Origin of the sequence: Actinomadura sp. 9N407 (assembly GCF_044326315.1) — a bacterium.
Lineage (GTDB): Bacteria > Actinomycetota > Actinomycetes > Streptosporangiales > Streptosporangiaceae > Spirillospora.
Window position 1 is genome coordinate 33,555 of record NZ_JBIRAW010000030.1, and the last position, 19,254, is coordinate 52,808.

A 19,254-nucleotide genomic window follows, 5' to 3' on the forward strand; every position below is an offset into this window, starting at 1 on the left:
GGGTGGGGACCATGGACGATCATGCGCCGGAACCGATCGCCGTGGTGGGCGCGTCCTGCCGCCTGCCCGGCGCGCTCGGCCTGCGGGAATTCTGGGACGGGCTGAGCGGTGAGCGGGAGGCCGTGACCGCACTGGCCGACGGCGACCTGCTGCGTGCCGGGGTGAGCCCGCAGGACCTGGCCGATCCGTCCTACGTGCGGGTGGCGGCGCTGATGCCGGCGGCCGGCGGGTTCGACGCCGCGTTCTTCGGCATGACGGACGAGCAGGCGCGGCGCTGCGACCCGCAGGCGCGGGTCCTCACCGAACTGGCGCACTCCGCCCTCGAGAGCGCCGGTCTGGACGTCTCGGCGGTGGGCGAGCACACCGGGGTGTTCGCGGCCTGCGGGGCGGGCCGCTACCGGGGCCTGCACCTGCGTGACGATTCGCCGGGGCCTGACCCGGCCGCCTCCGTGGCGGCGATGCTCGGCCTGCGGGGACCCTGCGTCGGCATCTCGACCGGGTCCCTGGCGGCCGTGCATCTGGCGTGCGAGGCGCTCCGGTCGGGCGACTGCGACATCGCCGTCGCGGGCGGCGGCCATATCCGCATGCCCTACGGTCACGGCTACCGCTGGGCGCCGGGCTCGCGGTACGCGCCGGACGGCCGGTGCCGCCCCTTCGACGCCCGCGCCACCGGGACGGTCCCCGGAAGCGGCGCCGGGGTCGTGGTGCTGCGCCGGCTCTCGGAGGCGATCCTGGACGGCGCCCGCATCCTCGGTGTCGTTCGCGGCGGCGCCACGGCGCACGATCCGGCCGGACCCGCCCGGTGCGTCGCCGAGGCACTGGACGCGGCGGCCGTCGAGGCGGACGCCATCGGGTACGTGGAGGCCCGCGGGTCGGGCGTACCGGCCGAGGACCTCGCGGAACTGGCCGCGCTCGGTGCGGTCCTGGACGGGCCGGTGCGGCTGGGCTCGGTGACGTCCGCGGTGGGTGATCTCGCCTCGGCCGCGGGTGTGGCGGGGCTGCTCAAGGTCCTGCTGTCGCTGGAGCGGTGCAGGATCCCGGCGACCGTCAACGCCCGGACCCCGCATCCCGCGATCCGGTCGGGCCCGTTCGACATCGTCGGCGAGAGCCGCGCGTGGCCGCGCAGGGACGGCGCGTCCCGGCAGGCCCTGGTGTGCGATCGAGCCACCGGTGACGTGCACGCCTGCCTGGTCGTCGAGGAGGGACCGCCGTCCCCACCGCCCCTGCCGGATCGCAGGCCGCGGCTGGTGGTCTGGTCCGGGCACGACGCCGACGCGGCGGCAGGGGTCCGTGCGGGTCTGGCCCGGCACTTCGCCGATCACGCCGAGGACTTCGAGGACGCGGTCGCAACGCTGCAGCAGGGGAGGGCGGCCCACTCCCATCGCGGCGCCATGGTCTGCTCCGACGCCGCCGAGGCCGCCGAGGCGCTCACCGAGGAGGCGCCGGTGACCGAGGCCGGCGCCCTGAAAGTGGCGCTCGCCTTTCCCGGTGCCTTCGCCGGCCCGCTCCCGCAGGGCCTGTACGGCACCGAGCGCACCTTCACGGAGGCCGCCGACGTCCTGCTGGAACGATTCGAGGACCAGGGCCTGGACGTCTACGAGCTATGGACGTCAGGAGAGATCCCGGAGGACGGGCCAGAGGCCCGGGCCTTGCTGTTCGTCTTCGAGTACGCCCTGGCACGGATGTGGCAGGCATGGGGTGTGCGGCCACACGCGCTGGTAGGCCTCGGCGTGGGCGAGATCGTCGCGGACGTGCTGCGCGGAAGCCGCGAACTCGACGGCGCGATGGCCGCCCTGCGCGATCCGATCGCGCCGCCAGCGGCCGACCACCTGCGGGAGATGCGCGCGACCGGGGCCGACGTGGTCCTGGAGGCGGGGCCGGGAGACGATCTCACCCGGCTGTTCCCGGACGGCGGTCCCGTGACGGCGCTGGCGTCGTTCAGGGCGGACGGTCCCGGCGGCACCCGTCCCGTGCTCGAAACCCTCGGGCGGTTGTGGACGATGGGCCTGCCCGTCGAGTGGGCCGCGCTGGACTCCGACCGTCCGCCGCGCCGCGTACCGCTGCCCGCCTACCCCTACCGGCGCGATCGGCACTGGGCCGTCCCGGACACCGGCCCGGCCGCTCCGAAGTCCGGCACCACCTCGCCGGCGCGGGAGACGATCGCGGCCCCCGAGATCGCGCGGATCCCCAGCCTGCCCGCCTCGGCCGAACCGCCGCGCCCGCTGTCGCGTACCCAGCACGCGTTCTGGATGCTGGAGCGGCTCGCGCCCGGCACCGGCGTCTCCAACATCGGCATCGCGTTCCGCACCGCCCGCCCGCTCCGCTGGTACCCGCTGCAGACCGCGGTGGAGCGGCTGGTCGCCCGGCAGCCCGCGCTGCGCCTGCGGTTCCCCGAGGTGGACGGCGTCCCGCTGCGCCATCTGACCGGCCCCGGCGACGCGCGGATCGAGGTCCCGACCGACACCACCACCGAGGAGACGCTGATCGGCGATCTCCAGGCGTTCCTGGACGAGCCGTTCGACCTCGGCCAGGACCTGCTGTTCCGGGCCGGGCACTTCGTCCTCCCGGACGGTGCCAGCGTGGTGTGCCTGGCCGCCCACCACATCGTGATCGACGCGCCCGCCGTCCAGCTCCTGGTCGAGGAGGTCGGGCGGCTGTACGACGCCATCGCCGAAGGGCGCGGCATTCCGGCGGAGCTGGCCGGGCCCGCGCCGCTGCTGGCCGAGCCGGAGCCCGACCCCGCGTCCCTGCGCTACTGGACCGACCGGCTGCGCGGCACCGAACCCGAGGCGATGGTGCTGCCGGGCACCCGGCCGGCGCCCCGGCACCCGACGTTCGCCGGGCACACCTGCAGCTGGGAGATGACGGCGTCCGCCCGCGACGCGCTGGAGCGGCTGCGCGGCCAGCTCCAGGTGACGGACAACATCATCCTGATGAGCGCGTTCGCGCTGATGCTGCTGCGCCACGGAGCGGGCCCCGACCTGGTGATCGGGATACCGGTCACCACGCGCCGTCCCGCCACCCGCCGCAGCGTCGGGTACGGGGTCAGCACCATGCCGCTGCGGGTCCGCCCCGACCCGGAAGCCGGGTTCGCCGACCTGGTGCGGCAGGTGGCGGAGGCGTTCTTCGAGGGCGTGGAGCACGCCGACGTCTCGGTGGAGACGGTGATCACCGAGCGGGGGCACGGCACCGGCGACTGGCGCGTCCCGCTGTTCCGGCACATGTTCAACTACCGGCCGTGGACCGACGAGCGGATCGCGATCACCGGCGAGGTCCCCGGCTACGTCGAGGACCTCTTCGATCGCAGCCGGCTCGACCTGCAGTGCGTCGCCGTCCCCGAACCGGGGCGCTTCACGCTGCGCGCGTGGCACAGCACGGAGGTGCACGACGAGGCGGAGATCGCGTCGTACCTAGCGCGGATGCAGGTGCTGCTGGAGGGGGCGGCCGAGGACGCCGACCGTCCGATCGCGGAGCTCGGCCTGGCCTCGGCGAGCGACCGCGCGGTGCTCGACGCCCTCAACGACTCGGAACGGACGTGGCACGGGCCCGGAACGCTCGCGGAGCGCATCGCCCGGCAGGCCGCCGTGACGCCGGACGCCGTCGCGGTCGTGGACGGCGACGAGACGGTCACCTACGCGCAGCTCATCGCGCGGGCCGGCGCGGTGCGCGACCTGCTGCGCGCGCACGGCACCAGGCCCGGCGAGGTCGTGGCGCTGGCGCTGGGCCGGTCGGCGTCCATGGCGGCGGCGGTCCTCGGGGTCTGGGCGGCGGGCGCGGCGTACCTGCCCCTGGACGTGCGGCAACCGGAGATGCGGCTGTCCTTCCAAGTCGAGGACGCCGACGCGCGCGCCGTGCTGGTTCGTCCCGGCGAGAGCGCCGGTTGGGCCGGGCAGCGGCCGGTTCTCCCGGTCCCGGTCCCTGCTTCGACCGGGCCGGGCGATCTGCTCGACCGGGGCGCCCCCGAGCCGGGGACCGCCGCCTATGTGATCTACACGTCGGGATCGACGGGCCGTCCCAAGGGCGTCGCGGTCTCCCACCGCAATCTGCTCAACCTGGTCTGCGACTTCGCCGACCGGCTCGGGTGCGGGCCGGACGGGCCCGTGCTCTGGTCGACCACCACGTCCTTCGACATCTCGTGGCTGGAGCTGTTCCTGCCGCTGCTGTGCGGGGCCCCGCTGGTCGTGGCGCCGGACGAGGCGCAGCTGAAGCCGTCCGCCTTCCTGGGGCTGATCGAGCGGCACGATGTCGCCGTGGTCCAGGCCACGCCGACCGCGTGGCGCCTGGCCGCGGCCGAGGCCGGCGGGGAACTGGCGGGCCGCACGGTGCTGTGCGGCGGGGAGCCGATGCCCGCCGCGCTGGCCCGGCGGCTGCTGTCGGCCGGGTGCCGCCTGTTCAACGTGTACGGCCCGACCGAGACCACGATCTGGTCGACCGCCGCCGAGATCACCGAGGCGCCGGAGGATCCCGTCCCGGTCGGGGCTCCCCTCGCCAACACGCGGGTCTTCGTCCTGGACGCGGCCGGCCGGGAACTGCCGCCGGGCGTGCCGGGCGAGCTGTGCGTCGCGGGCGACGGGGTGAGCCTGGGCTATCCGGCCCGGCCGGACCTGACCGCCGAGCGCTTCGGCGACCATCCCCGGTACGGGCGGTTCTACCGGACCGGGGATCTGGCCCGGGTGCGATACGACGGCACCCTGGAGTTGTTCGGACGGGCCGACCGGCAGGTGAAGCTGCGCGGCCACCGGATCGAGCCGGGCGAGGTCGAGGCGGTGCTGCAGGAGCATGGCCGGGTCCGGGCCGCCGCCGTCACCCTGGTGGGCGATCCGCAGGGCGACGGGCTGTTTCATTCTGGGGGGACGACCCCCCAGACCCCCCGGCAGGAGCCGAGCCGACTGCCCTCCGGGCACTCGGGCAGTCGGCTGGTCGCCTACGTCGTGCCGGACACCGCCACGCCCGGCGACGGGCTGGCCGAGGAACTGTGGCGGCACGCGCGCGCCCGGCTGCCCGACTACGCCGTTCCCTCGGGGATCACGCTGCTGGACGGCCTTCCGACGACCCCCAACGGCAAGATCGACTACGCCGGTCTCCCGGCGCCGGAGGAGATCTCGGCCGCACCTGCCGCCGTACCGTCCCCAGGTGACCCCGAGCTGGTGGAGCGCCTGGTCGGGCTGTGGCGGGAGATGCTCAGGCGGCCCGGCCTGGGCGCGCACGACAACTTCTTCCTGAACGGCGGGCACTCGATCCTCGCGGTGCGGCTCGTGAGCGCGCTGGGGGAGATCGCGGGCACCGAGGTGGACGTGCGGACGGTGTTCGAGTACCCGACGCCTGCCGAGCTGGCCGCCTATTTGGGGGCGCCATGAGCCCGGCGCTGTTCGTCCCGATCGAGCCGCGTCCCGAGGCGCGGGTCCGGCTGGTGGTCTTCCCGCATGCCGGTGGGGGGCCCGCGTCGGCCGGCTTCCTGGCCGGCCGCCTGCCCGGCGGCGTCGAGGTCTGGTCGGTCAACCCGCCGGGACGGCAGGCACGCCTGGCCGAACCGCCCCGCACCGACCTGGAGCCGTTCGTGGCGGACCTGGCGGCCGATCTCACCGGGCGCGTCCCGGAGCCGTTCACGCTGTTCGGGTACTGCAGCGGTGCCCTGCTCGCCTTCCTGACGTGCCGGGCGCTGGACCGCCCGGCGGCACGGCTGATCGTCGGTTCGTTCGCCGCTCCGGACGTCGCGGTGCTGCCGCGCGGGCTGCACACGCTGCCCTCCGGCCTGTTCTGGGACGAGCTGATCGAGATGGGCGGTGTCCCGGACGAGATCGCCGGGCGGGAGACGCTGCGGCCGCTTCTGGAACCCGCGCTGCGCGCCGACTTCGGCCTGCTCGCTGGATACCGGCACCGTCCGGCCGCCCCGCTCGGCACGCCGATCACCGTCCTGTACGGGCGGCACGACACCTCGCTCGGCCGGGGCGGGCTGCTGGGCTGGCGCCGGCAGACCGCGCACCGCCCCGTCCTGCGGGAGCTGGACGCCTCGCACTGGCTGGCCGAGGACGCCCCGGACGAACTGGCCGCCGTCATCGCGGAAGAAGTGGGGAGCGCCGGATGCGTCTCGGATACAGCCTGAGCTACTGGGGCAACACCGGGCTCCGGCCCGCCGACCATCTGGAGCTGGTCACCGAGGCCGAACGGCTCGGCTACGACTCGGTGTGGGCGGCGGAGACCTACGGCACCGACCCCGCCGCGCTGATGGCCTGGCTGGCGGGCCGCACCGATCGGATCGGGCTGGGTACCGCGATCCTGCAGATGCCCGCGCGCCGGCCCGTCGCCGCGGCGATGACCGCGGCGACGATCGACCAGATCTCCGGGGGACGGTTCCGCCTCGGGCTCGGTTTCTCCGGGCCGCAGCTCGTGGAGGGATGGCACGGGCTGCCCTACGGCCGCCCGCTGGCGGAGGCCCGCGACTACATCGCGGTCGTCCGCAAGGCGCTGGCCCGCGAGCCGGTCGTGCACCAGGGCGAGACATTGACCGTTCCGCTGCCGGGCGGGCAGGGCAAGGAGATGACGCTGGCCGTCTCGCCCGTCCAGGAGGACCTGCCCGTGTACCTGGCGACGATCGGGCCGAAGGCGGTCGCGCTCACCGGTGAGATCGCCGACGGCTGGCTGCCGCTCAACTTCCCGCCCGAGCACCTGGGCGACTGCCGCGACCTGCTGGCGGAGGGCGCCGCCCGCTCCGGCCGGACCCTGGACGGCTTCGACATCGCCCCGATGATCCTCACCCTGATCGAGGACGATCTCGACATCGCGTACGACATGATGCGCCCGATGCTGGCCCTGTACCTGGGCGGCATGGGCTCGCGGAAGATGAACTTCCACAACCGGCTCGCGCAGCGGCTCGGCTTCGCCGACGAGGCCAGGGCGATGCAGGAGGCGTTCCTGGCCGGACGGCAGGCCGAGGCGATCGCGGCGATGTCGGACGGACTGGTCGACGCCATGACGATCTGCGGCCCGCCCGAGCACGCTCGCGACCGGATCGCCGCCTACCGCGAGGCGGGCGCCACCACCCTGATCGTCGGCCTGGTGCATCCCACGCTGCGGCTCAGGCTGGAGCAGCTACGCCTGATCGCCGAGCTGGCCGGGATCTAGCCGGGCCCGCGCCTCCTCGTCGGTGAGCCCGTCGATCTCCTCGGCGAGCAGCCGCTCCACCGCCGCGGCCAGCTCCCGCAGGCCGCGATGCGAGAAGACGGTCCGGACCGGTACGTCCAGTTCGAGGGTCGCGCCCAGCCGGGCGGCCACCCTGGTGGCCAGCAGCGAGTGCCCGCCGAGCTGGAAGAAGTCGTCCAGGGCCCCGACCCGGTCGACGCCCAGCACCTCGCACCAGATGTCGGCGACCAGTTCCTCGGCGGCGGTCTCGGGCGGCACGTGCCCGCGCTCCTCGCCGCCTCGCGAGGGCGCGGGCAGCCCGGCCCGGTCGAGCTTGCCGTTCGGGCCGAGCGGCAGGCCGTCCAGGGGGACGAAGGCGGCCGGGACCATAGAAGGAGGCAGTACCCGGCCCAGATGCCCGCGCAGATCGTCCGCCTCCGGCCGCGCACCGCCCCGAGGGACGACGTAGGCGGTCAGCCGCGGGTCGCCGGGACGGTCCTCCCGCACGACCACCGCCGCCTCGGCCACCTGCGGATGTTCCAGCAGAACGGACTCGATCTCCATCGGCTCGATCCGGTACCCGCGCAGCTTCACCTGATCGTCCGCGCGGCCCAGGAACTCCAGCGAGCCGTCGGGCCGGTACCGGGCCAGGTCACCGGTCCGGTAGAGGCGACCGCCCGGAGGCCCGTGCGGGTCGGGGACGAAACGCTCGGCGGTCAGGGCGGGACGGCCGAGGTAGCCCCGGGCCACCCCGTCCCCGCCGACGCAGATCTCCCCGGCCGCGCCGATCGGCACCGGGTCGAGCCCGCCGTCCAGCAGGTGCACGCGGGTGCCGGGCAGCGGGCGCCCGATCGGGGGGCGCTCCTCCGCCCGGCCGGGATCCAGCTCGGCCGACGTGGCGATGATCGTCGTCTCGGTCGGGCCGTAGGTGTTCACCAGCCGGACGCCGGTGCGGCCGAGGCGCGCCCAGGCGGCCAGTGCCGCGCCCGGCAGCGGGTCCGCGCCGAGGATCAGCAGCCGCAGGCCCTCCGGCCAGCGGACCCGCTCCCGGTGCGAGACCAGCTCCCGCCAGTACGACGTGGGCAGGTCGAGGACGGTGAGCGCGGCCCCCTCGGAGGTACCGAAGAAGTCCGGGAGCGGCATGCCGGCGGGAGGCAGCACGAGCGTCGCCCCCGATGCGAGCGCCGGATAGATCTCCTCGGCGTGCGTGTCGAAGCCGATGGAGGCGAACTGCAGCACGCGGTCGCCCGCGCCGAGCCCGTAGCCGTCACGCATCCAGCGCACGCGGGACGCCAGCGCGCGACGCTCGACCTCCACGCCCTTGGGCCGTCCGGTGGTTCCGGAGGTGTAGCAGATGTAGGCCAGATCGGTCGCGGCGGCGGCACCGGAGGGTACGGGGCCCGCCGCGTCCAGCGGCAGCGTGGCGACTCCCGGAACGTGCACCGACCCGTCGGTGAGCAGCAATGTGGCGCCGCTGTCGCGGACCATGTACTCCAGCCGGGCGGGCGGATGGGCGGAGTCGAGCGGCAGGTATGCGGCGCCCGCGCGCTGCACGGCGAACAGGGCCGCGACCAGTTCGGGCGAACGCGGCGCGCAGACGCCCACGACCGTGCCGGGACCCGCACCGGCCGCGCGCAGGGCACCGGCCAGGTGGCCGGCCCGCGCGTCCAGTTCGGCGTAGGTGAGGGTGCGCCCGCCCTGGCTCACCGCGACCGTACCGGGGGTACGGGCGGCCTGCCGGGACAGCGACTCGTCCGGGGCGACCGGGGCGTTCACGGGACCGGAGACCGGGGCGGACATCGTGAGCAGCATGCGGCGTTCCTCGTCACCGAGCATGTCCCGGTACAAGGAGGACAGGGACGGGTCACCGCCATCGGCGGCCACGAGTGCCAGCAGGCGCCGGTAGTGGCCCGCCATCCGCTCCATGGTGGCGCGGTCCCACAGGTCGCGGTTGTAGGACAGGAAGGCGAGCGTGTCGTCCGCGCGCCGGGTGACGTCCAGCATGAGGTCGAACTTGGCCTGGCGGACCCCGGGCTCGAACGGCTCGCAGGCCAGGCCGGGCAGATCCGCGGTCGCCGCCTCCGCGTCCTGCATGGCGAACATCGCCTGGAACAGCGGCGTGCGGCTCGTGTCGCGCCGCACCCCCAGGGCGGTGATCAGCTCCTCGAAGGGGATGTCCTGGTGGGCGAGGGCGTCCAGCACGGTGCCCCGGGTCCGGTCGAGCAGCTCGCCGAAGGAGGGATCGCCGGACAGGTCGCCGCGCAGCACGATCGTGTTGGGGAAGAAACCGATCAGCGGCCCCAGCTCGGGACGGTCCCGGCCCGCGACGACCGAGCCGACGCAGACGTCGTCCTGGCCTGCGTGCCGCGACAGCAGCACCTGGAACGCGGTGAGCATGGTCATGAACAGGGTGGCCCGCCGGGTGCGTCCCAGCCGCTCCAGCCGGCCGGCCAGCTCCGCGGGCAGGACCAGCGCGACATGGTCGCCCGCCGGGGTCCGCACCGCGGGACGCGGGTGGTCGGTGGGGATCTCCAGCGTCGGAGCCCCGGCCAGCGCCTTCGACCAGAACGCGAGCTGGTCGTCGCCGGCGCCCCGCTCCGGCCGTCCGCGCCGCCAGGCCGCGAAATCGCCGTACTGGATCGGCAGCGGCGGCAGCGGCGACGCCCGCCCGTCCAGGGACGCCCCGTACACCTCGGACAGCTCGGACAGGAACACCTTCAGCGACCAGCCGTCGGCGACGATGTGGTGCAGCACCACGCACAGCACGTGGTGGTCCTCACCGAGCCGCAGCAGGTGCGTTCTCAGCAGCGGCCCCCGCCGCAGGTCGAACGGGCGGTTGGTGCGTTCGGCCACGAGTTCGCGGGCGCGGGCCTCGCGTTCACCGGCGGGCAGCCCGGTCAGATCGAGCCGCTCCGGCTCCACCCGCGCGTCCGCGCAGGCCTCCTGGACGGGCCGTCCGTCGCCGGCCGCGGGAAAGCGGGTGCGCAGGATCTCGTGCCGCCGGACGATCTCGTCGACCGCGTGCCGCAACGCCGGCACGACCAGCCTGCCCCGCAGCCGCAGGACGATGAACATGTTGTAGGAGGCGTCGTCCGGATCGAACTCCTGGAGGAACCACAACCGTTCCTGGCCCGCGGTCAACGGGACGGGTGCGCCCTCGTCCGCCCGCCTGGGAATGCCCGGCTCCGGCACCCCGGGCGGGGCGACACCCAGCCTGCGTTCGAGCGCGGCCCGCTGCTCCGGGCTCAGCCCGGCCAGTCGCTCGCCCAGCTCGCTCACGGGGCCTCCTCCCCTGTGACGGCGTCCAGCAACCGGTCCAGGTCCTGCCCGTCGAGCCGCCGTTCCAGGATCTCCAGGGCGTACCGCTCGACCGTGGTGATCTCGAAGCAGCGCCGCAGCGGGAGCTCCACGCCGAAGGACGCGCGGATGCGGTTGATCAGCTCCACCACCAGCAGGGAGTGGCCGCCCAGCTCGAAGAAGTCGTCCAGCGCCCCGACCCGGTCCCGGCCGAGCAGGTCCCGCCAGATCCCGCACAGCTCCTCCTCCATGGGGGTGCCGGGGGCGCGGTAGCCGGTCGCGAGCGCCCGGCGCCCGGCGCTCGCGGGGGCCGGGAGCGCCGCCCGGTCGAGCTTGCCGCTGGACCCGGTCGGCAGCGCCTCCACCGGCACGAACGCCTGCGGGATCACCGCCGGGGGCAGCTTGCGGGACAGGTGGTCGCGCAGCACCTTGGTGATGTCGCCCGGGTCGCCGGACCACACCACGTAGGCGACCAGGCCCGGCCCGCCCGGGGCGTCCTCGCGCAGTGCCGCCGCCGCCCGCTCCACCAGCGAGTGCGCGGCCAGCGCCGCCTCGATCTCGCCCAGTTCCACGCGGACGCCGTGCACTTTGACCTGGGTGTCGACGCGGCCGAGGAACTCGATCGCGCCGTCGCGCCGCCACCGGGCCAGGTCGCCGGTCCTGTAGAGCCGCGAGCCCGGCGGGCCGAACGGGTTCGCGACGAACGACGCCGCGGTGCGTCCGGGCCGCCCGTGATAGCCCCGGGCGAGCTGGACGCCCGCGATGTGCAGTTCACCCGGTACCCCGGCCGGGACGAGTGCCATCCGCTCGTCCAGGACGTACAGCGCGGTGTTGGGCACGGGACGCCCGATCGGGACGGGCCCGGCCGCCTGTGGTTCGCACCGCCAGGCGCTGACGTCGATGGCGGCCTCGGCCGGCCCGTACAGGTTGTGAAGCTCGGCCTCCGGAAGCCGGTCGGCGCAGCGGGCGGCCAGGTCGCGGGGCAGCTCCTCGCCGCTGCAGATCACTCGGCGCAGCGACCGGCACTCCTCGACGCCCTCGGCGGCCAGGAAGGCCGCCAGCATCGACGGTACGAAATGCGCGGTCGTCACCCGCCGCTCCTTGACGAGGTCGCGCAGGTAGGACGGTTCGCGGTGCCCTCCGGGCCTGGCGAGGGCGAGGGCCGCGCCGCAGGCCGGCGGCAGGCACAGCTCCCACACCGACACGTCGAAGCTGATCGGGGTCTTGTGCAGGACGACCGCGCCCGGCGGGAGGGAACGCCGCATCCACTCCAGCCGGTTGACGATCGCCTCGTGGGTGGTGACGACGGCCTTCGGCTTGCCGGTCGTCCCCGAGGTGTAGAGCAGGTACGCGGCGTCGCCAGGGCGGTTGACGCGTGCGGGCTCGTCGTCCGGCAGGTCGCGCCACGCGCCGTCCTCCTCGAGGGGGACGAGCCGGGCGGGCAGGTTGCGCAGGCGGCCGGACAGGTGCGCCTGGGTGAGCACGAGGCGGGCCCCGCTGCCGGCCACCAGGCCGCTGAGCCGCTGCCAGGGATGGTCAGGATCGAGTGGCATGTAGACGCCACCGGCCTTGAGCACCGCCAGCACGCCGACCACGAGTTCGGGCGAGCGTTCGGCGCAGATCGCGACGGGCGTCTCGGGGCCGACGCGCTGGGAGCGCAGCCAGTGCGCCAGCCGGTTGGCGCGGGCGTGCAGTTCACCGAAGGTGAGCGTGCCGCCGTCCGGTGCGATCACGGCCGTGGCGTCGTCCGGTGCGGCACCGGCGAACAGGTCGGTGAGAACGGTGTCCGCGTCGAGCGGCATCGCAGGGCCGCGGGAAGCGGCCAGAATCCGCTCGCGTTCCCGCTCGTCCATCAGCGGGAGCGCGGAGATCGCCTGGTCGGGATCTCGCACCGCCGCGGTGAGGAACGCCTGGAACCAGCCCGCGAGCCGTTCGATCGTCGGGGCGTCGAACAGGTCCGTGGCGAACTCCAGGCGCCCGTGCAACCTGCCCTCGCGGACGTTGAGGTCCAGGCTCAGGTCGACCTTGGTGGTGCCGTTGGCGATCTGCCCTTGCGTGTTCGACGGGACGAGGTTGAACGCCACCTGGAACAGCGGCGGGCGGCTGAGGTCCCGCTGCGGTTGCAGGGCCTCGACCAGCCGCTCGAAGGGCATCTCCTGGTGGTCGATCGCGTCCAGCAGGATGTCCCGCACCCGCTGCGCCGCCTCCCGGAAGGACGGGTCACCGGACAGGTCCGTGCGGACGAGGACGGCGTTGACGAACATCCCGATCAGCGGTTCGAGCTCCGGCAGCACCCGCCCGGCCATCGGGCAGCCGACGGTGATGTCGTACCGCCCGGCCCAGCGCGCCAGCACCGCCTTGAACGCCGCCAGCAGCGTCATGAACGGGGTCACGCCCAGCGCCTTGGCCAGCCGGTCGACCTGCGCGGTCAGCTCGGGTGACAGCGCGAACCGATGCAGCCCTCCGCCGTAGGTGCGGACCGCGGGGCGGGCACGGTCGGCGGGCAGGCCGAGATCGGCGGGCAGCCCGTCCAGCTGCCGGCGCCAGTACCGCAGTTCCCCGGCCAGGAAGTCGTCGGTGAGCCGGCCGCGCTGCCAGGCGGCGTAGTCGGCGTACTGGATCCGCAGTTCGGGCAGGTCCGGGGGACGCCCGGCGGCCGCCGCGGCCAGCACCTCGTACAGCTCGTCGACGAAGATCGCGGAGGAGGCGCCGTCGAAGATCGTGTGATCGCAGATCCACACCAGCCGCAGATCCTCCTCGTCCAGCCGGACCAGCCGGGCCCGCCACAGCGGCGCGGTGTCCAGCGGGAACGGCTGGGCCGCGTCGCTACGGGCGAGCCGGTCGAACTCGGCCTCCCGCTCCGGCCCGGCCAATGAGCCGAGATCGGTGGCGGTGACGGCGGCCGGCACCTCGGCATGGATGAGCTGGACGACCTGCCCGTCCCGGAAGTCGAACGTGGTGCGCAGCGGTTCGTGCCGCTTCGCCAGTGCCGCAAGGGCACGCTCGACGTGTTCCTGCTCCGTGCCTTGCGGCATCGGCATCCACAGGCAGACGTTGTAGACCGCGAGATCGGGCTCGAACCGGCTGAGGAACCACATCCGCTCCTGGCCGGACGAGACGGGGAATGCATCAGTGACCCCCGCGAGCCTCTGGGGCGCCTTTTGGCGCCGCCTTCCCTCCTCGCTCGTTCCTCGCTCGTCAGTCCAGGCGACGCCGCGCCCCTCCGGCTCGCTCATGTCCGGGTCCCCTCGTTCGATCGCTCGAGTTCCGCCGCTCCGGCTCCCGTGCCTGTGCGATCGCGCAGGGCCTGGCGTCCGACCAGGTCGTCGGGCGGCGCGTCCGGGACGTCCCGGTCGAACCGGCCCAGCACCTTGGTCCGCATGGCCACCGTGACGGTCACCGCCATCAGCAGGCCCAGCACGAGGTACAGCAGGCCCAGCCCGCGTCCCGTACCGGTGCCGATCACCCGCCCGACGGTGGGGGCCAGCGCGCCGTCCGCCGCCATCAGCGGCTCCAGCAGCCCCGCGCCGAGCGGCGCGACGACGGTGAGCCCCAGCGGCAGCGTGGACCAGGCGATCATCTGGTTGACCGCCAGGATCCGGCCGTGGAAGCGCTGCGGGAACTTGAGATGGATCAGCGTGGTGTAGATGCCGTTGTGGATCGCCAACCAGAAGTACAGGAAGAACGCGCACGCCGCCACGAACACCGGGTCGGGCCGTGCCCCGGTGAGCATCGCGAACGCGGCCAGCAGCAGCCCGGTCACCATCACCCCGTGGATGCGGCGCTCCCGGGGGCCGCCCCACACCGCGATCACCAGCCCGCCCGCCGTCACGCCGGCACCGCCGAGCACCGCGACCTGCCCGGCGGTCGACATCGACCCGAACGTCAGCACCAGCGGTGAGATCGACATCAGCAGCGGGGACAGCAGGATGTTGAACACCGCGAAGAAGCAGAGCAGCGCCCGGATGGGGCGGTTCCGCCACACCAGGCGGAACCCGTTGACCAGCTCCTCCCACAGGGTCTCCCGGCGCACCTGCCCCAGGCTCCCGGGGAACCGGACGAAGGCCAGCACGGCGACGGCCACGAAGAAGCCGGCCACGTCCAGCACCAGGATGCCGCCCAGGCCGATGGTGGACAGCAGCCAGACCGCCACCAGCGGGGCGCCGAACTGCGCGGCCCCGTTCACCATCTGGGCCACGCCGTTGGCGTGCCCGAGGAAGTGCTTGGGCACCAGCTGCGGGATCGCCGTGGTGTAGGCGAGCCGCTGGAAGATGAACACCACCGACAGGCAGGCGATCAGCGGGTAGACGTGCCAGATCCGCAGGGTGCCGGTCCACACCAGCGTCCCCAGGCACAGCTGCACCGTCCCGGCCGCGCAGTTGCTCCACAGCAGTACGGTCCGGCGGCTCATCCGGTCCACGATCGCTCCGGCCAGCGGGCCCATCAGCACGCCCGGGACGATGGCCAGCGTGGCGAACAGCGCGAACCGGGCCAGCGAGCCCGTGGTCAGGTAGATCCAGATCGGCAGGGCGAAGTCGGTGACGGCGGAACCGGCGATCGCCGCGAGCTGCCCCGAGGTGACCACCAGGAAGCGGCGCAGGCTGGGCTCGGGCGCCGCCCGCCCGGTGGCCGCCTCGCCGGGACGGGTGCCGTCGTCGGCGCCCTCCAGCCACCAGGTGGCGGCGGGACCGCGTGCCTCGCGCCGCAGCTCGCCGGCGGTTCCGGCGGCCAGCGCGGTATGCGTTCCGGCGACGATGTCGGCCGTCTCCTCGGCCCGGTACCGGACGAAGTAATGCCCGGCCTCGTCCAGCACCACCAGGGCCACCGAGCCGGAGAGGAACCGCCACTCCAGGTAGCGCTCCTGGTACATCTCGGTGAGGCCGTCCTGCGCGCCGATCAGCGAGATGATCGGCGCGCGCAGTGGCGGCACCCGCTCGTGCAGCAGCCGGGTGAAGTACTCCTCGGCCAGCACGCCGTCCCGGCGCATCGCCCTGGCCATGAACCGGACCTGCGCGTCCTCCAGGCCCGCCACGTCCGCGCCCAGCGCCCGCATCCGGATCTCGTAGATCCGGTCGCCCAGGACGCGCTCGCGCAGCCGCAGGGCCGGGCCGGCGATCCGGCCGCGGGGACGGGCGAACGGGAAGATGCCGCCGAGGTAGACCGCCGTCACCTCGCGGCCCGCGGCCTCCAGCAGCCGGGCCAGCTCGACGGCCAGCGCCCCGCCGACGCAGTGCCCGTACAGCGCCAGCGGGCCGTCGACGCGGTCCAGGATCTCCGCCGCGCAGCGCTCGGCGAGCTCCTCGACGGATTCTCCGGACCGCTCGTCGGCCAGGGACGGATCGCTGCCGGGGACGGCCACGGCGTACACCGCGCGGTCGTCCGGGAGGGCGTCGGCGAGGTCGCGGAAGACCAGCGGCTGGCCGCCGCCGTACGGGACGCAGACGTAGCTGAGCGTGCGCCGGCCGGGAGGCGGCGCCTTCAGCTCGTGCAGCAGGCCGGAACCGCGCTCGCGCGGGTCCTCCAGGAGCCGCGCGAACCGCCGCACGGTCGGGTTCTGGAAGAGGTCCATCACGCTCACCGACCAGTCCCCGCCGGTGAGGAGGCGGCGCAGCCGGGTGAGCGCCTTGATCGCGGCCAGCGAGTGGCCGCCGCTCTGGAAGAAGTCGTCCTCGGCGCCGAGGCCGGGGTTGCCCAGGACGTCCCGCCATACCTCCGCGACCGTCCGTTCCAGCTCCGTCGCGGGCTCGGCGGACGGCTCCGCGGACACCGGCAGGGCATCGGCGAGCTCCGCCAGGGGGACGGCCAGGGCCGTGCGGTCGACCTTGCCGTTGCGGCTGAGGGGCAGCCGCGCCAGCGGCCGGTACCGGCCGGGGACCATGTGGCCCGGCAGGGTCCGGGCCAGGTGGGAGCGCAGCGCCGCCGCCGCGGGTTCGGCTCCGGGCTCGGCCACGACGTGCGCCACCAGCTCGCCGTCCTGCGCGGTGACGACGCATTCGGCCACGTCCGGCTGGGCGGCCAGGTGCGCCTCGATCTCACCGAGCTCGATCCGGTAGCCGCGGATCTTGACCTGGGCGTCCCGCCGGCCGCGGAACTCGATGACCCCGTCCGGGCCGAACCGTCCCAGGTCGCCGGTCCGGTACAGCCGTTCCCCGCTGGACGGGTGCCGCACGAACAGGTCGGCGGTGCGTTCGGGATCCCGCCAGTAGCCGCGTGCGACACCGGCGCCGCCGACGTACTGCTCCCCGGTGACGCCGACGGGCACCGGCGTGAGGTCCTCGTCCAGGATGTGGACGGTGTGGTTGGCGAGCGGCCGCCCGTACGGGATGGACCGCCACCCGGGATCGACCTCCCCGACCGGGTGCTGGACGCACCAGATGGAGATCTCGGTGGGGCCGCCCAGGCTGATCACCTCGGCGTTCGGCGCCACCGCCCGGATCCGGTCGGGCAGGCCGACGGGGATCCAGTCGCCCGACAGCAGCACCAGCCGCAGCGAGCCGAGGTCGGACTCCTCCTGTTCGGCGTGCTCGACCAGCAGCTCCATCAGTGCCGGGACGGAGTTCCACACGGTGATCCGCGCACGCTCGACCCAGCGGGCCCAGGCGGCCGGGTCCTTGGCGGCCGCGGGCTCGGGCATCACCAGGGCCGCGCCGGCGGCCGGCGCCCCGAACACGTCGTACACCGAGAGGTCGAAGCCGAGCGCCGCCAGGGACAGCACCCGGTCGCCGGGCCCGACATCGAACCGCCGGTTGACCTCCAGGCAGGTGTTGGCCGCGTTCCGGTGCTCGATCATCACGCCCTTGGGCGTTCCGGTGGAGCCGGAGGTGAACAGTACGTAGGCGAGGTCTTCGGGGCGCGAGGGGCCGAGGTCGCCGTCCGGCGCCGGTTCGCCGCCGGGCGGCGGGGCGACCTGGCGCACCTCGATCCCGGACGGCCACGGGACGGTACCCGCCAGCCGGGGCTGGGTGAGCGCGATCCGGCATTCGCCGCGCTCGATGACGTGCCGCAGCCGCTGCTCGGGCAGGTCGGGCCCCACCGGCAGGTACGCGCCGCCCGCCCGCTGGATCGCCTGGACCGCGACGATCTGCTCCCAGCCGGTCTCCATGACGACGGCCACGAGTTCCTCGCGTTCCACCCCGGCCTCCGCGAGTTCCCGGGTCAGGAGCCGTACCCGGCGCTCGACCTCCGCCCGGGTGAGCTCGCCACCGGGATGCACGATGGCGACCTCGCCGGGACGGGCCTGGGCCCGCTGGGCGAGCAGCCCGTGCAGCGTCGCGGGCGGGCCGAGGTCGGTGGCGGTGTCGTTCCACCGCGCCCGTTCCGCCCGCTCCTCCCCGGTGAGCATCTCCAGCTCGCTGAGCCGCGCGCCGGGACGTGCCGCGATCGAGCCGAGCAGCGTCTCCAGGTGCCCGGCCATCCGCGCGATGGTGGCGGGGTCGAAGAGCTCGCGGTCGTAGACGAGCATGCCGCCCAGCCCGCCCGGGGACGGGGCGGCGATGTGCAGTTCCAGGTCGAAGCGGGTCGTGCGCTGCTCGACCGGGAACGGTTCGGCGGCCAGGCCGCCGGGCGGCCCGTCCACGGGCGCGTCCGGGTCGTGGAAGGTGAAGGTCACCTGGAACACCGGTGACCTGGCGGCGTCCCGTTCCGGCCGCAGGTCGCGCACCAGCCGCTCGAACGGCAGGCTCTGGTGGGCCAGGGCGTCCAGGGTGGTGTCCCGGGTGCGGGCGAGCAGTTCGGTGAACGGGGGGTCGCCGGTCAGGTCCGCCCGCAGCGTCACCATGTTCACGAACAGGCCGACCATGCCCTCCAGCTCCGGCCGCGGGCGGCCGCCCACCGGCGTGCCCACGGCGAGGTCGCGGCGGCCCGAGTACCGCCCCAGCACGACCTGGTAGGCGGCCAGCAGCGTCATGAACGGCGTCGCGCCGTGCGCCCGCCCGATCTCCTTGAGCCGCTCGGCCAGGTCGGGCGGCAGCCGGAACGGGTGCGAGCCTCCGGCGAAGGCCGGCTCGGCGCCGCGCGGCCGGTCTGTTTCGTTCTGGTGGGACGACCCCCCAGACCCCCCGGTAAGAGCCGGGCCGACCGCCCTCCGGGCACTCGGCCGGTCGGCCTGAAGTTCGATGGGCTCCAGCCCGTCCAGCCGTTCCCGCCAGTACTCCAGGTCACGGTCCAGCGTGCCGTCCGTCAGGTGATCCCGCTGCCAGGCCGCGTAGTCGCCGTACCGGACGGGCGGGTCGGCCGCCGGCGGCGCGTCCGGACCGGCCGCGTAGCGCTCCTGGATCTCCTGGGCCAGCAGGCCCGCCGAGATGCCGTCGATCACCAGGTGGTGCGCGGTGACCAGCAGGACGTGGTCGTCGCCGGCGATGCGCACCAGCAGCGCGCGCAGCAACGGTTCCCGGGCCACGTCGAACGGCCGTGCCGCCGCTCCGGCCACCAGTTCGTGCGCTTCCTCCACGCCACCTGAGACGAGCACGCGTTCCCATGCCACGGGGGAGGGGTCCGCGATGACGACCAGCGGTGAGCCGTCCGGGCCGACCGGGAACCGCATCCGCAGGCTCTCGTGCCGCGCCACCACGCTGTCGAGGGCGGCGCGCAGCGCGGCCTCGTCCAGGGCCCCGCGCAGGCGCAGTGCCATCGGGACGTTGTAGGCCCCGGTGCCCGGCGCGAACTGCTCCATGAACCACAGCCGCTCCTGCGCGAACGACAGGGGCGGTGCCGCACCCTCAGGCCGGCGCTCGATCACGGAGCGTGCCGCCGCGGGCGTCCGGCGTCGCAGGCGCTGCTCCAGCAGCGCCCGCTTCACCGGGCTCGGCCCCTGGGTCTCACTCACGAGCCGTGCCTCCC

6 protein-coding genes are annotated in these 19,254 nt (G+C 74.4%); 3 read left to right on the plus strand and 3 right to left on the minus strand.

Features of this window, described 5'->3' with window-relative positions:
- Positions 1 to 11: 11 nt before the first annotated feature.
- The 3 genes from ACH34Q_RS35305 to ACH34Q_RS35315 are packed head-to-tail and all read left to right on the plus strand — an operon-like array spanning position 12 to position 7,122.
- On the plus strand, positions 12 to 5,357 hold the full coding sequence (locus ACH34Q_RS35305; protein ID WP_395987496.1) for an amino acid adenylation domain-containing protein: 5,346 nt from the start codon (positions 12 to 14) through the stop codon (positions 5,355 to 5,357).
- On the plus strand, positions 5,354 to 6,103 hold the full coding sequence (locus ACH34Q_RS35310) for a thioesterase II family protein (RefSeq protein WP_395987497.1): 750 nt from the start codon (positions 5,354 to 5,356) through the stop codon (positions 6,101 to 6,103). Before ACH34Q_RS35305 ends, ACH34Q_RS35310 begins: the two co-directional genes overlap by 4 nt.
- Positions 6,082 to 7,122: an LLM class F420-dependent oxidoreductase gene (locus ACH34Q_RS35315; protein WP_395987498.1), complete on the plus strand. Its 1,041-nt coding sequence runs from the start codon at positions 6,082 to 6,084 to the stop codon at positions 7,120 to 7,122. Before ACH34Q_RS35310 ends, ACH34Q_RS35315 begins: the two co-directional genes overlap by 22 nt.
- Here ACH34Q_RS35315 and ACH34Q_RS35320 read toward each other — a convergent pair.
- The 3 genes from ACH34Q_RS35320 to ACH34Q_RS35330 are packed head-to-tail and all read right to left on the minus strand — an operon-like array spanning position 7,090 to position 19,240.
- A complete protein-coding gene (locus ACH34Q_RS35320; RefSeq protein ID WP_395987499.1) occupies positions 7,090 to 10,398 on the minus strand; it encodes an amino acid adenylation domain-containing protein in 3,309 nt (1,102 codons plus the stop codon). The genes ACH34Q_RS35315 and ACH34Q_RS35320 overlap by 33 nt on opposite strands.
- Positions 10,395 to 13,652, minus strand: a complete 3,258-nt coding sequence (locus ACH34Q_RS35325; RefSeq protein WP_395987500.1) for an amino acid adenylation domain-containing protein — start codon at positions 13,650 to 13,652, stop codon at positions 10,395 to 10,397. The genes ACH34Q_RS35320 and ACH34Q_RS35325 overlap by 4 nt, the downstream gene beginning before the upstream one ends.
- Complete coding sequence (locus ACH34Q_RS35330; RefSeq protein ID WP_395987501.1) at positions 13,649 to 19,240, minus strand: amino acid adenylation domain-containing protein; 5,592 nt, start codon at positions 19,238 to 19,240, stop codon at positions 13,649 to 13,651. The genes ACH34Q_RS35325 and ACH34Q_RS35330 overlap by 4 nt, the downstream gene beginning before the upstream one ends.
- Between the last annotated feature and the right edge of the window lie 14 nt (positions 19,241 to 19,254).

Bases quoted from the DNA above. Each gene is read 5' to 3' on its own strand.
- ACH34Q_RS35310 (WP_395987497.1), top strand. From the start codon at position 5,354: ATGAGCCCGGCGCTGTTCGTCCCGATCGAGCCGCGTCCCGAGGCGCGG.
- ACH34Q_RS35325 (WP_395987500.1), bottom strand. From the start codon at position 13,652: ATGAGCGAGCCGGAGGGGCGCGGCGTCGCCTGGACTGACGAGCGAGGA.
- ACH34Q_RS35315 (WP_395987498.1), top strand. From the start codon at position 6,082: ATGCGTCTCGGATACAGCCTGAGCTACTGGGGCAACACCGGGCTCCGG.
- ACH34Q_RS35305 (WP_395987496.1), top strand. From the start codon at position 12: ATGGACGATCATGCGCCGGAACCGATCGCCGTGGTGGGCGCGTCCTGC.